Origin of the sequence: Endozoicomonas sp. 4G (genome assembly GCF_023822025.1) — a bacterium.
In the GTDB taxonomy this organism is placed as follows: domain Bacteria; phylum Pseudomonadota; class Gammaproteobacteria; order Pseudomonadales; family Endozoicomonadaceae; genus Endozoicomonas_A.
Genome location: NZ_CP082909.1, coordinates 732,672 through 753,539 on the forward strand (window position 1 = coordinate 732,672; position 20,868 = coordinate 753,539).

The 20,868-nt window shown below is 51.9% G+C and carries 13 protein-coding genes; all 13 read right to left on the reverse strand.

Annotation, left to right across the window (positions count from 1 at the left end; translation table 11 throughout):
• Positions 1 to 19: 19 nt before the first annotated feature.
• Positions 20 to 1,933 carry a C2H2-type zinc finger protein gene (locus K7B67_RS02730; protein ID WP_252178844.1) on the reverse strand — a complete coding sequence of 638 codons (1,914 nt, stop codon included), beginning with the start codon at positions 1,931 to 1,933 and terminating at the stop codon, positions 20 to 22.
• A 99-nt stretch (positions 1,934 to 2,032) separates the two neighbouring features.
• Positions 2,033 to 3,574, reverse strand: coding sequence for a hypothetical protein (locus tag K7B67_RS02735; RefSeq protein WP_252178845.1), 1,542 nt, complete (start codon positions 3,572 to 3,574; stop codon positions 2,033 to 2,035).
• A gap of 98 nt (positions 3,575 to 3,672) precedes the next feature.
• Positions 3,673 to 4,986, reverse strand: coding sequence for a C2H2-type zinc finger protein (locus K7B67_RS02740; protein ID WP_252178846.1), 1,314 nt, complete (start codon positions 4,984 to 4,986; stop codon positions 3,673 to 3,675).
• A gap of 98 nt (positions 4,987 to 5,084) precedes the next feature.
• Positions 5,085 to 6,800 carry a C2H2-type zinc finger protein gene (locus K7B67_RS02745; RefSeq protein WP_252178847.1) on the reverse strand — a complete coding sequence of 572 codons (1,716 nt, stop codon included), beginning with the start codon at positions 6,798 to 6,800 and terminating at the stop codon, positions 5,085 to 5,087.
• Positions 6,801 to 6,897: 97 nt separating this feature from the next.
• A complete protein-coding gene (locus tag K7B67_RS02750) occupies positions 6,898 to 8,430 on the reverse strand; it encodes a C2H2-type zinc finger protein (RefSeq protein ID WP_252178848.1) in 1,533 nt (510 codons plus the stop codon).
• Between the two features lie 99 nt (positions 8,431 to 8,529).
• Positions 8,530 to 10,317, reverse strand: a complete 1,788-nt coding sequence (locus K7B67_RS02755) for a C2H2-type zinc finger protein (RefSeq protein ID WP_252178849.1) — start codon at positions 10,315 to 10,317, stop codon at positions 8,530 to 8,532.
• Positions 10,318 to 10,416: 99 nt separating this feature from the next.
• The gene (locus K7B67_RS02760) at positions 10,417 to 11,751 is read right to left on the reverse strand and encodes a C2H2-type zinc finger protein (protein ID WP_252178850.1); all 1,335 of its coding nucleotides are present in this window, start codon (positions 11,749 to 11,751) and stop codon (positions 10,417 to 10,419) included.
• A gap of 99 nt (positions 11,752 to 11,850) precedes the next feature.
• On the reverse strand, positions 11,851 to 13,380 hold the full coding sequence (locus K7B67_RS02765; RefSeq protein ID WP_252178851.1) for a hypothetical protein: 1,530 nt from the start codon (positions 13,378 to 13,380) through the stop codon (positions 11,851 to 11,853).
• Between the two features lie 99 nt (positions 13,381 to 13,479).
• Positions 13,480 to 14,907 carry a hypothetical protein gene (locus tag K7B67_RS02770; protein ID WP_252178852.1) on the reverse strand — a complete coding sequence of 476 codons (1,428 nt, stop codon included), beginning with the start codon at positions 14,905 to 14,907 and terminating at the stop codon, positions 13,480 to 13,482.
• Positions 14,908 to 15,006: 99 nt separating this feature from the next.
• The gene (locus K7B67_RS02775) at positions 15,007 to 16,434 is read right to left on the reverse strand and encodes a C2H2-type zinc finger protein (RefSeq protein ID WP_252178853.1); all 1,428 of its coding nucleotides are present in this window, start codon (positions 16,432 to 16,434) and stop codon (positions 15,007 to 15,009) included.
• Positions 16,435 to 16,531: 97 nt separating this feature from the next.
• Positions 16,532 to 17,566, reverse strand: a complete 1,035-nt coding sequence (locus K7B67_RS02780) for a C2H2-type zinc finger protein (RefSeq protein ID WP_252178854.1) — start codon at positions 17,564 to 17,566, stop codon at positions 16,532 to 16,534.
• A 99-nt stretch (positions 17,567 to 17,665) separates the two neighbouring features.
• Positions 17,666 to 19,384, reverse strand: coding sequence for a hypothetical protein (locus K7B67_RS02785; protein WP_252178855.1), 1,719 nt, complete (start codon positions 19,382 to 19,384; stop codon positions 17,666 to 17,668).
• Between the two features lie 99 nt (positions 19,385 to 19,483).
• The gene (locus K7B67_RS02790; RefSeq protein ID WP_252178856.1) at positions 19,484 to 20,806 is read right to left on the reverse strand and encodes a hypothetical protein; all 1,323 of its coding nucleotides are present in this window, start codon (positions 20,804 to 20,806) and stop codon (positions 19,484 to 19,486) included.
• Positions 20,807 to 20,868 lie beyond the last annotated feature (62 nt).

The window sequence follows — 20,868 nt, forward strand, 5'->3', positions numbered from 1 at the left end:
GTGCGGCTTGGGAGTCAGATCATTTTTGATCACCCTTCTTTCTTTTCTTGTTAGATGGCGGCTGGTCATCCGCTTTCCTTTTGGGTCTCTGGGCGGCAGGCAGGTGGGTCTGAATGTGCCTTTTCAGATTGCCCCTATGGTTGGTGCTGAAGTCGCAGCCCTCATTGTCACAATGGTATGCCCTGAGTCTCTGGTCGGCAGGCAGGTGGGTTTGTTTGTGCACTTTCAGATGGTCCGCTCGGTTGGTGCTGTAGTTGCAGCCCTCATGGTCACACTTGTGCAACTTGGGTCTCTGGTCGGCAGGCAGGTGGGTCTGCTTATGCTTTTTCAGATTGCCCCTGTGGTCGGTTCTGTAGTCACAGCCCTCATGGTCACACTGGTTCACCTTGGGTCTTATGGGTTTCTGGTCGGCAGGCAGGTGGGTCTGTTTGTGTGCTTTCAGACTGTTTGCCACGTCGGTGCTGTAGTTGCAGCCCTCATGGTCACAACGGTGCATCTTGAGTCTCCGCTCAGCAGGCAGGTGTGTCTTTTTGTGCTTTTTCAGACTGCCCTTGTGGTCGGTGCTGTAATTGCAGCCCTCATGGTCACACTGGTGCACCCTGAGTCTCTGGTCGGCAGGCAGGTGGGTCTGTTTGTGTGTTTTCAGACTGTTTGCCACGTCGGTGCTGTAGTTGCAGCCCTTATGGTCACACTTGTGCACCTTGAGTCTCCGCTCGGCAGGCAGGTGTTTCTGTTTGTGTCTTTTCAGACTGCCTCTGCGGTCGGTTCTGTACTTGCAGCCCTCATGGTCACACTGGTGCACCTTGGGTCTCTGGTCGACAGGCAGGTGGATCTGTTTGTGCCTTTTCAGATCGCCCGGCCGGTCGGCCCTGTAATTGCAGCCCTCATGGTCACACTGGTGCACCCCGGCTCTCTGGTTGGCAGGCAGGTGGGTCTGTTTGTGCCTTTTCAGATCGTCCGCTCGGTCGGTACTGTAGTTGCAGCCCTCATGGTCACACTGGTGCACCTTGAGTCTCTGGTCGGCAGGCAGGTGGGTCTGTTTGTGCGTTTTTAGATTGCCCACTCGGTCGGTGCTGTAGTTGCAGTCCTCATGGTCACACTGGTGTACCTTGAGTCTCTGGTCGGCAGGCAGGTGGGTCTGTTTGTGTATTTTCAAACTGTTCGCCACGTCGGTGTTGTAGTTGCAGTCCTTGTGGTCGCAGTGGTGTACCCTGAGTCTCTGGTCGACAGGCAGGTGGGTCTGTTTGTGCGTTTTTAGATTGCCCACTCGGTCGGTGCTGTAGTTGCAGTCCTCATGGTCACACTGGTGCACCTTGGGTCTCTGGTCGGCAGGCAGGTGGATCTTTTTGTGTCTTTTCAGACTGCCTCTATGGTCGGTTCTGAAGTTGCAGCCCTCATGGTCACACTGGTGCACCTTGGGCCTCCGGTCGGCAGGCAGGTGAATCGCCTCTGACCCAGTGGCTATTTCACTGTCTGAAGTGGGCTCCTGGTTAATCATTCTCAGTCTTAGAGTCGCACAGTACTCACTGAATTCGTTTAATGCTCGAAAAGCATCAGGTGTCGTGTTTACACACTGAATATCCGTTTCGGTATCAGTTTCATTTTCTTCGGAACGGTTGTCGCTTTCATCACAGGTGCTGCTGTCTTCGGTGCCACTGTCTTCGCTGTAGGCACTATCATCGGAGGCTGCCCGGCGGTAAGCCTTGGCTTCGACAACTGAGTCAGGAGAAAAGCCATAGCGGGGGACTGGTTTTAAGAGGATGTCATCATCGAAGCAAAACTGTGGCATGTCGAAGCGGTACCATTCAATAAGCGTCTTGCCGAGAGCCAGAGGGAAGAGCAAAGACAACCTGTTTTCCTGAGCGTGGCCTTTGGAGCAATGCACAGAAAAAGCAACGGCCAGAGTCAAAATCAATGGTTTTTTCAATAGCAAGGATTGGCTTCCCAGTCGTTGAACTGTTTATTGAGAATTCAGGTTAGACAAAATCTGGAAAGAGATCGGAGGTTTTTTTGAGGTGAGTTGGGAGATGGATCATTCTTTGTCAGCCTTCTTTCTTTTATTGTTAGTTGGCGGCTGGTCATACACTTTTCTTTTGGGTCTCTTGAGTCTCTGGTCGGCAGGAAGGTGGTTCTGAATGTGCCTTTTCAGATTGCTCCCATGGTGGGTGCTGTAGTCGCAGCCCTCATGGTCACACTGGTGCACCTTGAGTCTCTGGTCAGCAGGCAGGTGGGTCTGTTTGTGCCTTTTCAGATCGTCCGCTCGGTTGGTACTGTAGCTGCAGCCCTCATGGTCACACTGGTGCACCTTGGGTCTCTGGTCGGCAGGCAGGTGGGTCTGTTTGTGCGTTTTCAGATTGCCCTTGTGATTGGTGCTGTAGTAACAGCCCTCATGTTCACACTGGTGCACCTTGGGTTTTATGGCTCTCTGGTCGACAGGCAGGTGGGTCTGTTTGTGCGCTTTCAGATGGCTCAGCTGATCGCTGCTGTAGTTGCAGCTCTCATGGTCACACTGGTGCACCTTGAGTCTCTGGTTAACAGGCAGGTGGGTCCGTTTGTGCCTTTTCAGATCGTCCGCTCGGTTGGTACTGTAGCTGCAGCCCTCATGGTCACACTGGTGCACCTTGGGTTTCTTGGGTCTCTGGTCGGCAAGCAGGTGGGTCTGTTTGTGCCTTTTCAGATCGTCCGCTCGGTCGGTGCTGTAGCAGCAGCCCTCATGGTCACAATGGTGCACCTTGAGTCTCTGTTCAGCAGGCAGGTGGGTCTGTTTGTGCTTTTTCAGATTGCCCTTGTGATTGGTGCTGTAGTCACAGCCCTCATGTTCACACTGGTGCACCTTGGGTTTTATGGTTCTCTGGTCGACAGGCAGGTGGGTCTGTTTGTGCGCTTTCAGATGGCTCACCTGATTGCTGCTGTAGTTGCAGCCCTCATGGTCACACCGGTGCACCTTGGGTTTTATGGTTCTCTGGTCGACAGGCAGGTGGGTTTGTTTGTGCTTTTTCAGATCGCCCGCCCGGTAGGCGCTGTAATTGCAGCCCTCATGATGACACCGGTGCACTCTGGGTCTCTGGTCGGCAGGCCGGTGAATTGTTTCTGAGCCAGTAGGTATGTCACTGTCAGAAGCGGACTCCTGATTAATCATTCTCAGTCTCAGAGTCGCACAGTACTCACTGAATTCGTTTAATGCTCGAAAAGCATCAGGTGTGGTGTTTACACACTGAATATCCGTTTCGGTATCAGTTTCATTTTCTTCGGAACGGTTGTCGCTTTCATCACAGGTGCTGCTGTCTTCGGTGCCACTGTCTTCGCTGTAGGCACTATCATCGGAGGCTGCCCGGCGGTAAGCCTTGGCTTCGACAACTGAGTCAGGAGAAAAGCCATAGCGGGGGACTGGTTTTAAGAGGTTGTCATCATCGAAGCAAAACTGTGGCATGTCGAAGCGGTACCATTCAATAAACGCCTTGCCGACCGCCAGAGAGAAGAGCAAAGACAACCTGTTTTCCTGAGCGTGGCCTTTGGAGCAATGCACAGAAAAAGCAACGGCCAGAGTCAAAATCAATGGTTTTTTCAATAGCAAGGATTGGCTTCCCAGTCGTTGAACTGTTTATTGAAAATTCAGGTTAGTCAAAATCTGGAGAGAGTCCGAGGTTTCTTTGTGGCGGGTTAGGAGATGGATCATTCTTTGTCAGCCTTCTTTCTTTTGTTGTTAGATGGCGGCTGGTTATATGCTTTTCTTTTAGGTCTCTTGGGTCTCTGGTTGGCAGGCAGGTGGGTCTGTTTGTGCCTTTTCAGATCGCTCGCCCGGTCGGTGCTGTAACTACAGTGCTCATGGTCACACTGGTGCACCCTGGCTCTCTGGTCGTAAGGCAGGTGGGTCTGTTTGTGCGTTTTCAGACTGCCCCTGTGGTAAGTGCTGAAGTCACAGCCCTGATGGTCACACTGGTGCAACTTGGGTCTCTGGTCGGCAGGCAGGTGGATCTGTTTGTGCCTTTTCAGATCGCCCGGCCGGTCGGTGCTGTAATTGCAGCCCTCATGGTCACACTGGTGCACCCCGGCTCTCTGGTTGGCAGGCAGGTGGGTTTTTTTGTGCATTTTCAGATTGGTCTTCCGATCGGAACGGTAGTTGCAGCCCTCATGATCACACTGTTGAGCCTTGGCTCTCTGGTCGGCAGGCAGGTGGATCTGTTTGTGCCTTTTCAGATGGCCCGCCTGGTTGGTGCTGTAGTCGCAGCCCTCATGGTCACACTGTTGAGCCTTGGCTCTCTGGTCGGCAGACAGGTGGGTCTGTTTGTGCCTTTTCAGATCGTCCGCTCGGTCGGTACTGTAGTTGCAGCCCTCATGGTCACACTGGTGCACCTTGAGTCTCTGGTCAGCAGGCAGGTGGGTCCGTTTGTGCCTTTTCAGGTCGTCCGCTCGGTTGGTACTGTAGCTGCAGCCCTCATGGTCACACTGGTGCACCTTGGGTTTTATGGTTCTCTGGTTGGCAGGCAGGTGAATTGTTTCTGACCCAGTAGGTATGTCACTGTCAGAAGCGGACTCCTGATTAATCATTCTCAGTCTCAGAGTCGTACAGTACTCACTGAATTCGTTTAATGCCCGAAAAGGATCAGGTGTTGTGTTTACACAAAGGACATCCGTTTCGGTATCAGTTTCGTTTTCTTCAGAAAAGTTGTCGCTGTTGTCATCACAGGTGCTGCTGTCTTCGGTGCCACTGTCTTCGCTGTAGGCACTATCATCGGAGGCTGTCCGGCGGTAAGCCTTGGCTTCGACACCAGAGTCAGGAGAAAAGCCATAGCGGGGGGCTGGTTTTAAGAGGATGTCATCATCGAAGCAAAACTGTGGCATGTCGAAGCGGTACCATTCAATAAACGCCTTGCCGACCGCCAGAGAGAAGAGCAAAGACAACCTGTTTTCCTGAGCGTGGCCTTTGGAGCAATGCACAGAAAAAGCAACGGCCAGAGTCAAAATCAATGGTTTTTTCAATAGCAAGGATTGGCTTCCCAGTCGTTGAACTGTTTATTGAAAATTCAGGTTAGTCAAAATCTGGAGAGAGTCCGAGGTTTCTTTGTGGCGGGTTGGGAGATGGATCATTCTTTGTCAGCCTTCTTTCTTTTGTTGTTAGATGGCGGCTGGTTATATGCTTTTCTTTTAGGTCTCTTGGGTCTCTGGTTGGCAGGCAGGTGGGTCTGTTTGTGCCTTTTCAGATCGCTCGCCCGGTCGGTGCTGTAACTACAGTGCTCATGGTCACACTGGTGCACCCTGGCTCTCTGGTCGTAAGGCAGGTGGGTCTGTTTGTGCGTTTTCAGACTGCCCCTGTGGTAAGTGCTGAAGTCACAGCCCTGATGGTCACACTGGTGCAACTTGGGTCTCTGGTCGGCAGGCAGGTGGATCTGTTTGTGCCTTTTCAGATCGCCCGGCCGGTCGGTGCTGTAATTGCAGCCCTCATGGTCACACTGGTGCACCCCGGCTCTCTGGTTGGCAGGCAGGTGGGTTTTTTTGTGCATTTTCAGATTGGTCTTCCGATCGGAACGGTAGTTGCAGCCCTCATGGTCACACTGTTGAGCCTTGGCTCTCTGGTCGGCAGGCAGGTGGATCTGTTTGTGCCTTTTCAGATTGCCCGCCTGGTTGGTGCTGTAGTCGCAGCCCTCATGGTCACACTGTTGAGCCTTGGCTCTCTGGTCGGCAGACAGGTGGGTCTGTTTGTGCCTTTTCAGATCGTCCGCTCGGTCGGTACTGTAGTTGCAGCCCTCATGGTCACACTGGTGCACCTTGAGTCTCTGGTCAGCAGGCAGGTGGGTCCGTTTGTGCCTTTTCAGATCGTCCGCTCGGTTGCTACTGTAGCTGCAGCCCTCATGGTCACACTGGTGCACCTTGGGTCTCTGGTCGGCAAGCAGGTGGATCTGTTTGTGCCTTTTCAGATCGTCCGCTCGGTCGGTACTGTAGCTGCAGCCCTCATGGTCACAATGGTGCACCTTGAGTCTCTGTTCAGCAGGCAGGTGGGTCTGTTTGTGCTTTTTCAGATTGCCCTTGTGATTGGTGCTGTAGTCACAGCCCTCATGTTCACACTGGTGCACCTTGGGTTTTATGGTTCTCTGGTCGACAGGCAGGTGGGTCTGTTTGTGCCTTTTCAGATTGCCCGCCTGGTCGGTGCTGTAGTCGCAGCCCTCATGGTCACACTGTTGAGCCTTGGCTCTCTGGTCGGCAGGCAGGTGGGTCTGTTTGTGCCTTTTCAGATCGTCCGCTCGGTCGGTACTGTAGTCACAGCCCTCATGTTCACACTGGTGCACCTTGGGTTTTATGGTTCTCTGGTCGGCAGGCAGGTGAATTGTTTCTGACCCAGTAGGTATGTCACTGTCAGAAGTGGACTCCTGATTAATCATTCTCAGTCTCAGAGTCGCACAGTACTCACTGAATTCGTTTAATGCCCGAAAAGGATTAGGTGTTGTGTTTACACAAAGGACATCCGTTTCGGTATCAGTTTCGTCTTCTTCAGAAAAGTTGTCGCTGTTGTCGTCAGAGGTGCTGCTGTCTTCGCTGTAGGCACTATCATCGGAGGCTGCCCGGCGGTAAGCCTTGGCTTCGACACCAGAGTCAGGAGAAAAGCCATAGCGGGGGGCTGGTTTTAAGAGGATGTCATCATCGAAGCAAAACTGTGGCATGTCGAAGCGGTACCATTCAATAAGCGCCTTGCCGACCGCCAGAGTGAAGAGCAAAGACAACCTGTTTTCCTGAGCGTGGCCTTTGGAGCAATGCACAGAAAAAGCAACGGCCAGAGTCAAAATCAATGGTTTTTTCAATAGCAAGGATTAGCTTCCAGTCGTTGAGCTGTTTATTGGGAATACAGGTTAGACAAAATATGGAAAGAGATCGGAGGTTTTTTTGAGGCGAGTTGGGAGATGATCATTCTTTATCACTCTTCTTTCTTTTCTTGTTAGGTGGCGGCTGGTCATACGCTTTTCTTTTGTGTCTATTGGGTCTCTGGTTGGCAGGCAGGTGGGTCTGTTTGTGCCTTTTCAGATCGCTCGCCCGGTCGGTGCTGTAACTACAGTGCTCATGGTCACACTGGTGCACCCCGGCTCTCTGGTTGGCAGGCAGGTGGGTTTTTTTGTGCATTTTCAGATGGGTCTTCCGATCGGAACGGTAGTTGCAGCCCACATGGTCACACTGTTGAGCCTTGGCTCTCTGGTCGACAGGCAGGTGGTTCTGTTTGTGCCTTTTCAGATTGCCCGCCTGGTTGGTGCTGTAGTCGCAGCCCACATGGTCACACTGTTGAGCCTTGGCTCTCTGGTCGGCAGGCAGGTGGGTCTGTTTGTGCCTTTTCAGGTCGTCCGCTCGGTCGGTACTGTAGTTGCAGCCCTCATGGTCACACTGGTGCACCTTGAGTCTCTGGTCAGCAGGCAGGTGGGTCCGTTTGTGCCTTTTCAGGTCGTCCGCTCGGTTGGTACTGTAGCTGCAGCCCTCATGGTCACACTGGTGCACCTTGGGTTTCTTGGGTCTCTGGTCGGCAAGCAGGTGGATCTGTTTGTGCCTTTTCAGATCGTCCGCTCGGTCGGCACTGTAGCTGCAGTCCTCATGGTCACAATGGTGCACCTTGAGTCTCTGGTCAGCAGGCAGGTGGGTCTGTTTGTGCTTTTTCAGATTGCCCTTGTGATTGGTGCTGTAGTCACAGCCCTCATGTTCACACTGGTGCACCTTGGGTTTTATGGTTCTCTGGTCGACAGGCAGGTGAGTCTGTTTGTGCGCTTTCAGATGGCTCACCTGATCGCTGCTGTAGTTGCAGCCCTCATGGTCACACCGGTGCACCTTGGGTTTTATGGTTCTCTGGTCGACAGGCAGGTGGGTTTGTTTGTGCTTTTTCAGATCGCCCGCCCGGTAGGCGCTGTAATTGCAGCCCTCATGATGACACCGGTGCACTCTGGGTCTCTGGTCGGCAGGCCGGTGAATTGTTTCTGAGCCAGTAGGTATGTCACTGTCAGAAGCGGACTCCTGATTAATCATTCTCAGTCTCAGAGTCGCACAGTACTCACTGAATTCGTTTAATGCTCGAAAAGCATCAGGTGTCGTGTTTACACACTGAATATCCGTTTCGGTATCAGTTTCATCTTCTTCGGAACGGTTGTCGCTTTCATTACAGGTGCTGCTGTCTTCGGTGCCACTGTCTTCGCTGTAGGCACTATCATCGGAGGCTGCCCGGCGGTAAGCCTTGGCTTCGACACCTGAGTCAGGAGAAAAGCCATAGCGGGGGGCCGGCTTTAAGAGGATGTCATCACCGAAGCAAACCCGTGGTGTATCGAAGCGGTACCATTCAATAATTGCCTTGCCGACAGCCAGAGGGAAGAGCAAAGACAACCTGTTTTCCTGGGCGTGGCCTTTGGAGCAATGCACAGAAAAAGCAACGGCCAGAGTCAAAATCAATGGTTTTTTCAATAGCAAGGATTGGCTTCCCAGTCGTTGAACTGTTTATTGAGAATTCAGGTTAGACAAAATCTGGAAAGAGATCGGAGGTTTTTTTGAGGCGAGTTGGGAGATGGATCATTCTTTGTCAGCCTTCTTTCTTTTATTGTCAGGTGGCGGCTGGTCATACACTTTTCTTTTTCTCTTGAGTCTCTGGTCGGCAGGCAGGTGGGTCACTTTGTGTATTTTCAAACTGTTCGCCACGTCGGTGTTGTAGTTGCAGCCCTTATGGTCGCAGTGGTGTACCCTGAGTCTCTGGTCGGCAGGCAGGTGGGTCTGTTTGTGCCTTTTCAGATTGCTCGCCTGGTTGGTGCTGTAGTCGCAGCCCTCATCGTCACACTGGTATACCTTGGGCCTCTGGTCGGCAGGCAGGTGGGTCTGTTTGTGTATTTTCAAACTGTTCGCCACGTCGGTGTTGTAGTTGCAGTCCTTATGGTCACACTGGTATACCCTGAGTCTCTGGTCGGCAGGCAGGTGGGTCTGTTTGTGCGTTTTTAGATTGCCCACTCGGTCGGTGCTGTAGTTGCAGTCCTCATGGTCACACTGGTGTACCTTGAGTCTCTGGTCGGCAGACAGGTGGGTCTGCTTATGCTTTTTCAGATTGCCCCTGTGGTCGGTTCTGTAGTCACAGCCCTCATGGTCACACCGGTGCACCTTGAGTCTCCGCTCAACAGGCAGGTGTCTCTGTTTGTGTCTTTTCAGACTGCCACTGTTGTCGGTGCGGTAATTGCAGTCCTCATGGTCACACTGGTGCACCCTGGGTCTCTGGTCGGCAGGCAGATGGGTCTGTTTGTGTGTTTTCAGATTGCCCGTCTGGTTGGTGCTGTAGTCGCAGCCCTCATGGTCACAGTGATGCACCCTGATTCTCTGGTCGGCAGGCAGGTGGGTTTGTTTGTGCGCTTTCAGATGGCGCACCTGATCGCTGCTGTAGTTGCAGCCCTCATGGTCACACCGGTGCACCTTTAGTCTCCGCCCGGCAGGCAGGTGGGTTCGTTTGTGCGCTTTCAGATTACTCACCTGATCGCTGCTGTAGTTGCAGCCCTCATGATCACACCGGTGCAACTTGAGTCTCAGCTCGGCAGGCAGGTGCTTCCGTCTGTGTATTGTCAGACTGCCCCTTTTGTCGGTGCCGTAATTGCAGCCCTCATGGTCACACTGGTGCACCTTGGGTCTCTGGTCGACAGGCAGGTGGGTCTGTTTGTGCTTTTTCAGATCGCCTGCCCAGTAGGCGCTGTAATTGCAGCCCTCATGGTCACACTGGTGCACCTTGGGTCTCTGGTCGACAGGCAGGTGGGTCTGTTTGTGCTTTTTCAGATCGCCCGCCCGGTAGGCGCTGTAATTGCAGCCCTCATGATGACACCGGTGCACTCTGGATCTCTGGTCGGCAGGCAGGTGAATTGTTTCTGAGCCAGTAGGTATGTCACTGTCAGAAGTGGACTCCTGATTAATCATTCTCAGTCTCAGAGTCGCACAGTACTCACTGAATTCGTTTAATGCTCGAAAAGCATCAGGTGTCGTGTTTACACACTGAACATCCGTTTCGGTATCAGTTTCATCTTCTTCGGAACGGTTGTCGCTTTCATCACAGGTGCTACTGTCTTCGGTGCCACTGTCTTCGCTGTAGGCACTATCATCGGCGGCTTCGACACCGGAGTCAGGAGAAAAGCCATAGCGGAGGGCTGGTTTTAAGAGGATGTCATCATCGAAGCAAAACTGTGGCATGTCGAAGCGGTACCATTCAATAAGCGCCTTGCCGACAGTCAGAGGGAAGAGCAAAGACAACCTGCTTTCCTGAGCGTGGCCTTTGGAGCAATGCATAGAAAAAGCAACGGCCAGAGTCAAAATCAATGGTTTTTTCAATAGCAAGGGTTGGCTTCCCAGTCGTTGAACTGTTTATTGGAAATACAGGTTAGTAAAAATCTGGAAAGAGGTCGGAGGTTTCTTTGCGGCGAGTTGGGAGATGGATCATTCTTTGTCAGCCTTCTTTCTTTTCTTGTTAGATGGCGGCTGGTCATGCGCTTTTCTTTTGGGTCTCTTGAGTCTCTGGTCGGCAGGGAGGTGGGTCTGTTTGTGCATTTTCAGACTGCCACTGTGGTTGGTTCTGTAGTTGCAGCCCTCATGGTCACACTGGTATGCCCTGGGTCTCTGGTCTTTAGGCAGGTGGGTCTGCTTATGTTTTTTCAGATCGTCCGCCCGACTGCTACTGTAGCTGCAGCCCGCATGGTCACAATGGTGCACCTTGGGTTGCTTGGGTCTCTGGTCGGCAGGCAGGTGCGTTTGTTTGTGCTTTTTTAGATGGTCCGCTCGGTCGGAGCGGTAGTTGCAGTCCTCAAGGTCACACTGGTGCACTTTGGGTTTCCTGGGTCTCTGGTCGGCAGGCAGGTGGGTCTGTTTGTGTATTTTCAGACTGCCCTTGTAGTCGGTTCTGAAGTTGCAGCCCTCATGGTCACACTGGTGCACCTTGGGTCTCTGGTCGGCAGGCAGGTGGACCCGCTTGTGTACTCTCAGATTGTTCGCCGCGTTGGTTTTATAGTTGCAGCTCTCATGGTCACAGTGGTGCACCCTGAGTCTCTGGTCGATAGGCAGGTGGGTCTGTTTGTGCCTTTTCAGATTGCCCGACTGGTTGGAGCTGTAATCGCAGCCCTCATGGTCACAGTAGCGCATCTTGGATTTCTTGATTCTCTGGTCGATAGGCAAGTGGGTCTGTTTGTGCTTGTTCAGATCGCTCCTCCGGTCGGTGCTGTAATCGCAGCCCTGATGGTCACACTGATACGTCTTGGGTCTCTGGTCAGCAGACCGGTGGGTTTGTTTTTGTGTTTTCAGGGGGATTTCACTGTCTGAAGAGGACTCCTGGCTAATCATTTTCAGTCTCAGAGTCGCACAATACTCACTGAATTCGTTTAATGCTCGAAAAGAATCAGGTGTTGTGTTTACACACAGGACATCTGTTTCGGTATCAGTTTCGTCTTCTTCAGGACTGCTGTTGCTGTTTTCATCAGAGGTACCCTTGTCTTCACTGTCACTGTCTTCGCTGTAGGCACTATCATCAGAGGCTGCCCGACGGTAAGTCCTGGCTTCGACGCCAGAGTCAGGAGAAAAGCAATAGCGAGTGTCTGGCTTTAACAGGATGTGATCATGGAAGCGAACCCGTGGCATGTCGAAGTGGGACCATTCAATAAGCACCTTGTCGACAGCCAGAGCGAAGAGCAAAGACAACCTGTTTTCCTGAGCGTGGCCATTAGAGCAATGCACAGAAAAAGCAACGGCCAGAGTCAAAATCAATGGTTTTTTCAATAGCAAGGATTGGCTTCCCAGTCGTTGAACGCTTTATTGAAAATTCAGGTTAGTCAAAATCTGGAAAGAGGTCCGAGGTTTCTTTGTGGCGGGTTGGGAGATGGATCATTCTTTGTCAGCCTTCTTTCTTTTCTTGTTAGATGGCGGCTGGTCGTACGCTTTTCTTTTGGGTCTCTTGAGTCTCTGTTCGGCAGACAGGTGGGACTGTTTGTGCCTTTTCAGATCGCTCGCCCGGTCGGTGCTGTAACTACAGTGCTCATGGTCACACTGGTGCACCCTGGCTCTCTGGTCGTAAGGCAGGTGGGTCTGTTTGTGCGTTTTCAGACTGTCCCTGTGGTAAGTGCTGAAGTCACAGCCCTGATGGTCACACTGGTTCAACTTGGGTCTCTGGTCGGCAGGCAGGTGGATCTGTTTGTGCCTTTTCAGATCGCCCGGCCGGTCGGTGCTGTAATTGCAGCCCTCATGGTCACACTGGCGCACCCCGGCTCTCTGGTTGGCAGGCAGGTGGGTTTTTTTGTGCATTTTCAGATTGGTCTTCCGATCGGAACGGTAGTTGCAGCCCTCATGGTCACACTGTTGAGCCTTGGCTCTCTGGTCGGCAGGCAGGTGCGTTTGTTTGTGCTTTTTTAGATGGTCCGCTCGGTCGGAGCGGTAGTTGCAGTCCTTAAGGTCACACTGGTGCACTTTGGGTCTCCTGGGTCTCTGGTCGGCAGGCAGGTGGGTCTGTTTGTGTAGTTTCAGACTGCCCTTGTAGTCGGTTCTGAAGTTGCAGCCCTCATGGTCACACTGGTGCACCTTGGGTCTCTGGTCGGCAGGCAGGTGGACCCGCTTGTGTACTCTCAGATTGTTCGCCGCGTTGGTTTTATAGTTGCAGCTCTCATGGTCACAGTGGTGCACCCTGAGTCTCTGGTCGATAGGCAGGTGGGTCTGTTTGTGCCTTTTCAGATTGCCCGACTGGTTGGAGCTGTAATCGCAGCCCTCATGGTCACAGTAGCGCATCTTGGGTTTCTTGATTCTCTGGTCGATAGGCAAGTGGGCCTGTTTGTGCTTGTTCAGATCGCTCCTCCGGTCGGTGCTGTAATCGCAGCCCTGATGGTCACACTGATACGTCTTGGGTCTCTGGTCAGCAGACCGGTGGGTTTGTTTTTGTGTTTTCAGGGGTATTTCACTGTCTGAAGAGGACTCCTGGCTAATCATTTTCAGTCTCAGAGTCGCACAATACTCACTGAATTCGTTTAATGCTCGAAAAGAATCAGGTGTTGTGTTTACACACAGGACATCCGTTTCGGTATCAGTTTCGTCTTCTTCAGGACTGCTGTTGCTGTTTTCATCAGAGGTACCCTTGTCTTCACTGTCACTGTCTTCGCTGTAGGCACTATCATCAGAGGCTGCCCGACGGTAAGTCCTGGCTTCGACGCCAGAGTCAGGAGAAAAGCAATAGCGAGTGTCTGGCTTTAACAGGATGTGATCATGGAAGCGAACCCGTGGCATGTCGAAGTAGGACCATTCAATAAGCACCTTGTCGACAGCCAGAGCGAAGAGCAAAGACAACCTGTTTTCCTGAGCGTGGCCATTAGAGCAATGCACAGAAAAAGCAACGGCCAGAGTCAAAATCAATGGTTTTTTCAATAGCAAGGATTGGCTTCCCAGTCGTTGAACGCTTTATTGAAAATTCAGGTTAGTCAAAATCTGGAAAGAGGTTCGAGGTTTCTTTGTGGCGGGTTGGGAGATGGATCATTCTTTGTCAGCCTTCTTTCTTTTCTTGTTAGATGGCGGCTGGTCGTACGCTTTTCTTTTGGGTCTCTTGAGTCTCTGTTCGGCAGACAGGTGGGACTGTTTGTGCCTTTTCAGATTGCTCGCCTGGCTGGTTATGTAGTTGCAGTCCTCATGGTCACACTGGTGAACCTTGGCTCTCTGGTCGACAGGCAGGTGGGTCTGTTTGTGTATTGTCAAACTGTTCGCCACGTCGGTGTTGTAGTTGCAGCCCTCATGGTCACAGTGATGCACCCTGATTCTCTGGTCGGCAGGCAGGTGGGTCTGTTTGTGCCTTTTCAGATTGCCTGCCATGTCGGTGTTGTAGTTGCAGCCCTCATGGTCACACTGGTGCACCTTGGATCTTTTGGGTCTCAGGTCGGCAGGCAGGTGGGTCTGTTTGTGCCTTTTCAGATTGCTTGCCAGGTCGGTGTTGTAGTTGCAACCCTCATGGTCACACTGATGCTCCTTGGGTCTTTTGGGTCTCAGGTCGGCAGGCAGGTGGATCTGATTATGTTTTTTCAGATCGTCCACCCGGTGGGTACTGTAGCTGCAGCCCTCATGGTCACACTGGTGCACCTTGGGTCTTATGGGCCTCTGGTCGGCAGGCAGGTGAGTCCGTTTGTGTTTTTTCAGACGGCTTGCCACGTCGGAGTTGTAGTTGCAGCCCTTATGGTCACACTGGTGCACCCTGATTCTCAGGTCGGCAGGAAGGTGGGTCTGTTCGTGCCTTTTCAGATTGTTTGCCATGTCGGTTTTGTAGTTGCAGCCCTCATGGTCACACTGGTGCACTTTGGATCTTTTGGGTCTCAGGTCGGCAGGCAGGTGGGTCTGTTTGTGCCTTTTCAGATTGCTCGTCTGGTTGGTGCTGTAGTTACAGCCCTCATGGTCACACTGGTGCACCTTGGACCTTTTGGGTCTCCGGTCGGCAGGCAGGTGAATCGCCCCTGACCCAGTGGCTATTTCACTGTCTGAAGTGTGCTCCTGGTTAATCATTCTCAGTCTTAGAGTCGCACAGTACTCACTGAATTCGTTTAATGCTCGAAAAGCATCAGGTGTCGTGTTTACACACTGAACATCCGTTTCGGTATCAGTTTCATCTTCTTCGGAACGGTTGTCGCTTTCATCACAGGTGCTACTGTCTTCGGTGCCACTGTCTTCGCTGTAGGCACTATCATCGGCGGCTTCGACACCGGAGTCAGGAGAAAAGCCATAGCGGAGGGCTGGTTTTAAGAGGATGTCATCATCGAAGCAAAACTGTGGCATGTCGAAGCGGTACCATTCAATAAGCGCCTTGCCGACAGTCAGAGGGAAGAGCAAAGACAACCTGCTTTCCTGAGCGTGGCCTTTGGAGCAATGCATAGAAAAAGCAACGGCCAGAGTCAAAATCAATGGTTTTTTCAATAGCAAGGGTTGGCTTCCCAGTCGTTGAACTGTTTATTGGAAATACAGGTTAGTAAAAATCTGGAAAGAGGTCGGAGGTTTCTTTGCGGCGAGTTGGGAGATGGATCATTCTTTGTCAGCCTTCTTTCTTTTCTTGTTAGATGGCGGCTGGTCATGCGCTTTTCTTTTGGGTCTCTTGAGTCTCTGGTCGGCAGGGAGGTGGGTCTGTTTGTGCATTTTCAGACTGCCACTGTGGTTGGTTCTGTAGTTGCAGCCCTCATGGTCACACTGGTATGCCCTGGGTCTCTGGTCTTTAGGCAGGTGGGTCTGCTTATGTTTTTTCAGATCTTCCGCCCGACTGCTACTGTAGCTGCAGCCCGCATGGTCACAATGGTGCACCTTGGGTTGCTTGGGTCTCTGGTCGGCAGGCAGGTGCGTTTGTTTGTGCTTTTTTAGATGGTCCGCTCGGTCGGAGCGGTAGTTGCAGTCCTCAAGGTCACACTGGTGCACTTTGGGTTTCCTGGGTCTCTGGTCGGCAGGCAGGTGGGTCTGTTTGTGCCTTTTCAGATCGCCCGGCCGGTCGGTGCTGTAATTGCAGCCCTCATGGTCACACTGGCGCACCCCGGCTCTCTGGTTGGCAGGCAGGTGGGTTTTTTTGTGCATTTTCAGATTGGTCTTCCGATCGGAACGGTAGTTGCAGCCCTCATGGTCACACTGTTGAGCCTTGGCTCTCTGGTCGGCAGGCAGGTGCGTTTGTTTGTGCTTTTTTAGATGGTCCGCTCGGTCGGAGCGGTAGTTGCAGTCCTTAAGGTCACACTGGTGCACTTTGGGTTTCCTGGGTCTCTGGTCGGCAGGCAGGTGGGTCTGTTTGTGTAGTTTCAGACTGCCCTTGTAGTCGGTTCTGAAGTTGCAGCCCTCATGGTCACACTGGTGCACCTTGGGTCTCTGGTCGGCAGGCAGGTGGATCTGCTTGTGCCTTTTCAGATAGCTCGCCCATCTGGTGTTGTAGTTGCAGCCTTCATGGTCACACTGGTGCAGCTTGGTTTTCTTGGGTCTCCGGTCGGCAGGCAGGTGAATCGCCTCTGACCCAGTGGTTATTTCACTGTCTGAAGTGTGCTCCTGGTTAATCATTCTCAGTCTTAGAGTCGCACAGTACTCACTGAATTCGTTTAATGCTTGAAAAGGATCAGGTGTCGTGTTTATAAAATGAACATCCGTTTCGGTATCCGTTTCGTCTTCTTCAGGGCTGCTGTCGCTGTTTTCATCAGAGGCACTCTTGTCTTCACTGTTACAATAATCATCAGAGGCTGCCCGACGGTAAGTCTTGGCTTCGACGCCACAGTCAGGAGAAAAGCCATAGTGAGTGTCAGGCTTTAAGAGGATGTCATCATCGAAGCAAACCCGTGGCATGTCGAAGTGGTGCCATTCAATAAGCACCTTGCCGACAGTCAGAGTGAAGAGCAAAGGCAACCTGTTTTCCTGAGCGTGGCCTTTGGAGCAATGCACAGAAAAAGCAACGGCCAGAGTCAAAATCAATGGTTTTTTCAATAGCAAGGATTAGCTTCCAGTCGTTGAGCTGTTTATTGGAAATACAGGTTAGTAAAAATATGGAAAGAGATCGGAGGTTTTTTTGAGGCGAGTTGGGAGATGATCATTCTTTATCATTCTTCTTTCTTTTCTTGTTAGATGGCGGCTGGTCATACACTTTTCTTTTGGGTCTCTTGAGTCTCTGGTCGGCAGGCAGGTGGGTCTGAATGTGCCTTTTCAGATTGCCCGCCTGGATGGTTGTGTAGTTGCAGCCCTCATGGTCACACTGGTGAGCCTTGGGTCTCTGGTCGGCAGGCAGGTGGGTCTGTTTGTGCATTTTCAGAGTGCTACCGTAGTCGGTTCTGTAGTTGCAGCCCTGATGGTCACACTGGTGCACCTTAAGTCTTTGGTCGTCAGGCAGGTGGGTCTGCTTATGCTTTTTCAGATCGTCCGCCCGGTTGGTACTGTAGCTGCAGCCCTTATGGTCACAATGGTGCACCTTGGGTTTCTTGGGTCTCTGGTCGGCAGGCAGGTGCGTTTGTTTGTGCTTTTTTAGATGGTCTGCTCGGTCGGAGCGGTAGTTGCAGTCCTCAAGGTCACACTGGTGCACTTTGGGTTTCTTGGGTCTCAGGTCGGCAGGCAGGTGAATCGCCCCTGACCCAGTGGCTATTTCACTGTCTGAAGTGGGCTCCTGGTTAATCATTCTCAGTCTTAGAGTCGCACAGTACTCACTGAATTCGTTTAATGCTTGAAAAGGATCAGGTGTCGTGTTTACACACTGAACATCCGTTTCGGTATCAGTTTTGTCTTCTTCAGGGCTGTTGTTGCTGTTTTCATCAGAGGTACCCTTGTCTTCACTGTCACTGTCACTGTCACTGTCACTGTCTTCGCTGTAGGCACTATCATCAGAGGCTGCCCGACGGTAAGTCCTGGCTTCGACGCCAGAGTCCGGAGAAAAGCCATAGCGAGTGTCTGGCTTTAAAAGGAGGTCATCATCGAAGCAAACCCGAGGCATGTCGAAGTGGTGCCATTCAATAAGCACCTTGCCGACAGTCAGAGTGAAGAGCAAAGACAACCTGTTTTCCTGAGCGTGGCCTTTGGAGCAATGCACAGAAAAAGCAACGGCCAGAGTCAAAATCAATGGTTTTTTCAATAGCAAGGATTGGCTTCCCAGTCGTTGAGCTGTTTATTGGAAATACAGGTTAGTAAAAATCTGGAAAGAGGTCGGAGGTTTCTTTACGGCGGGTTGGGAGATGGATCATTCTTTATCGTCCTTCTTTCTTTTTTTATTAGATGGCGGCTGGTCGTACGCTTTTCTTTTGGGTCTCTGGTTGGCAGGCAGGTGGGTCTGAATGTGCATTTTCAGATGGCCCAGCTGAACGGTACTGTAGTTGCAGCCTTCATGGTCACACTGGTGCACCTTGGATCTTTTGGGTCTCTGGTCGGCAGGCAGGTGGGTCTGTTTGTGCGTTTTTAGACTGTTCGCTCGATTGGTGCTGAAGTTGCAGCCCTCATGGTCACACTGGTGTACCTTGGGCCTCTGGTCGGCAGGCAGGTGGATTTGTTTGTGTCTTTTCAGACTGCCTCTGTAGTCGGTTCTGTACTTGCAGCCCTCATGGTTACACTGGTGCACCTTGGGTCTTATGGGCCTCTGGTCGGCAGGGAGGTGGGTCCGTTTGTGTATTTTCAGACTGCTTGCCACGTCGGTGTTGTAGTTGCAGTCCTTATGGTCACAGTGATGCACCCTGATTCTCTGGTCGGCAGGCAGGTGGGTCTGTTTGTGCATTTTCAGAGTGCTACCGTAGTCGGTTCTGTAGTTGCAGCCCTCATGGTCACACTGGTGCACCTTAAGTCTTTGGTCGGCAGGCAGGTGGGTCTGTTTGTGCATTTTCAGAGTGCTACCGTAGTCGGTTCTGTAGTTGCAGCCCTCATGGTCACACTGGTGCACCTTAAGTCTTTGGTCGTCAGGCAGGTGGGTCTGCTTATGCTTTTTCAGATCGTCCGCCCGGTTGGTACTGTAGCAGCAGCCCTTATGGTCACAATGGTGCACCTTGGGTTTCTTGGGTCTCTGGTCGGCAGGCAGGTGCGTTTGTTTGTGCTTTTTTAGATGGTCTGCTCGGTCGGAGCGGTAGTTGCAGTCCTCAAGGTCACACTGGTGCACTTTGGGTTTCTTGGGTCTCCGGTCGTCAGGCAGGTGGGTCTGAATGTGCCTTTTCAGATTGCCCGCCAGGTTGGTGCTGTAGTCGCAGCCCTCATGGTCACACTGGTGCACTTTGGATCTTTTGGGTCTCAGGTCGGCAGGCAGGTGGGTCTGTTTGTGCCTTTTCAGATTGCTCGTCTGGTTGGTGCTGTAGTTACAGTCCTCATGGTCACACTGGTGCACCTTGGATCTTTTGGGTCTCCGGTCGGCTGGCAGGTGAATCGCCCCTGACCCAGTGGCCATTTCACTGTCTGAAGTGTGCTCCTGGTTAATCATTCTCAGTCTTAGAGTCGCACAGTACTCACTGAATTCGTTTAATGCTTGAAAAGGATCAGGTGTCGTGTTTACACACTGAACATCCGTTTCGTCTTCTTCAGGGCTGTTGTTGCTGTTTTCATCAGAGGCACCCTTGTCTTCACTGTCACTGTCTTCGCTGTCACTGTCTTCGCTGTCACTGTCTTCGCTGTCACTGTCTTCGCTGTCACTGTCTTCGCTGTCACTGTCTTCGCTGTAGGCACTATCATCAGAGGCTGCCCGACGGTAAGTCCTGGCTTCGACGCCAGAGTCCGGAGAAAAGCCATAGCGAGTGTCTGGCTTTAAAAGGAGGTCATCATCGAAGCAAACCCGTGGCATGTCGAAGTGGTACCATTCAATAAGCGCCTTGCCGACAGTCAGAGTGAAGAGCAAAGGCAACCTGTTTTCCTGAGCGTGGCCTTTGGAGCAATGCACAGAAAAAGCAACGGCCAGAGTCAAAATCAATGGTTTATTCAATAGCAAGGATTGGCTTCCCAGTCGTTAAGCTGTTTATTGGAAGTTCAGGTTAGTCAAAATCTGGAAAGAGGTCGGAGGTTTCTTTGCGGCGGGTTGGGAGATGGATCATTCTTTATCGTCCTTCTTTCTTTTTTTGTTAGATGGCGGCTGGTCATACGCTTTTCTTTTGGGTCTCTGGTCGGCAGGCAGGTGGTTTTTTTTGTGCGTTTTTAGATTGCTCACTCGGTCGGTGCTGTAGTTGCAGTCCTCATGGTCACACTGGTGTACCTTGGGTCTCTGGTCGGCAGGCAGGTGGATATGTTTGTGTGTATTCAGACTGCTCTTTTGGTCGGTTCTGTAGTTGCAGCCCTCATGGTCACACTGGTGCAACTTAAGTCTCTGGTCGTCAGGCAGATGGGTCTGTTTGTGTTTTTTCAGGCTGCCCCTGTGGTCGGTTCTGTAGTTGCAGCCCTCGTGGTCACACCGATGCACCTTGGTTCTTTTGGGTTTCTGGTCGGCAGGCAGGTGGGTCTGCTTGTGTTTGTTCAGGCTGCCCCCGTGGTCGGTTCTGTAGTTGCAGCCCTCATAGTTACACTGGTGCACCTTGTGTCTCTGGTCGGCAGGCAGATGGGTCTGTTTGTGCTTTTTCAGACGATGCGACCGCGCGGAACTGTAGTCGCAGCCCTTATAGTCACACTGGTGAATCCTGGGTTTTTTGGGTCTCTGGTCGGCAGGCAGATGGGTCTGTTTGTGTGCTTTCAGATTGCTCATCAGATCGGTGTTGTAGTTGCAGTCCTTATGGTCACACTGGTGCACCTTGAGTCTCTGGTCGGCAGGCAGGTGGATCTGCTTGTGCCTTTTCAGATAGCTCGCCCATCTGGTGTTGTAGTTGCAGCCTTCATGGTCACACTGGTGCACCTTGGTTTTCTTGGGTCTCCGGTCGGCAGGCAGATGAATCGCCTCTGACCCAGTGGTTATTTCACTGTCTGAAGTGGGCTCCTGGTTAATCATTCTCAGTCTTAAAGTCGCACAGTACTCACTGAATTCGTTTAATGCTCGAAAAGGATCAGGTGTCGTGTTTACACACTGAACATCCGTTTCGGTATCCGTTTCGTTTTCTTCAGGGCTGCTGTCGCTGTTTCCATCAGAGGTACCCTTGTCTTCACTGTCACTGTCTTCGCTGTAGGCACTATCATCAGAGGCTGCCCGACGATAAGTCCTGGCTTCGACGCCAGAGTCTGGAGAAAAGCAATAGCGAGTGTCTGGCTTTAAGGGAGTGTCATCATCGAAGCAAACCCGTGGCATGTCGAAGTGGTGCCATTCAATAAGCGCCTTGCCGACACCCAGAGCGAAGAGCAAAGACAACCTATTTTCCTGAGCGTGGCCTTTGGGGCAATGCACAGAAAAAGCAACGGCCAGAGTCAAAATCAATGGTTTTTTCAATAGCAAGGGTTGGCTTCCCAGTTGTTGAACTGTTTATTGAAAATTCAGGTTAGTCAAAATCTGGAAAG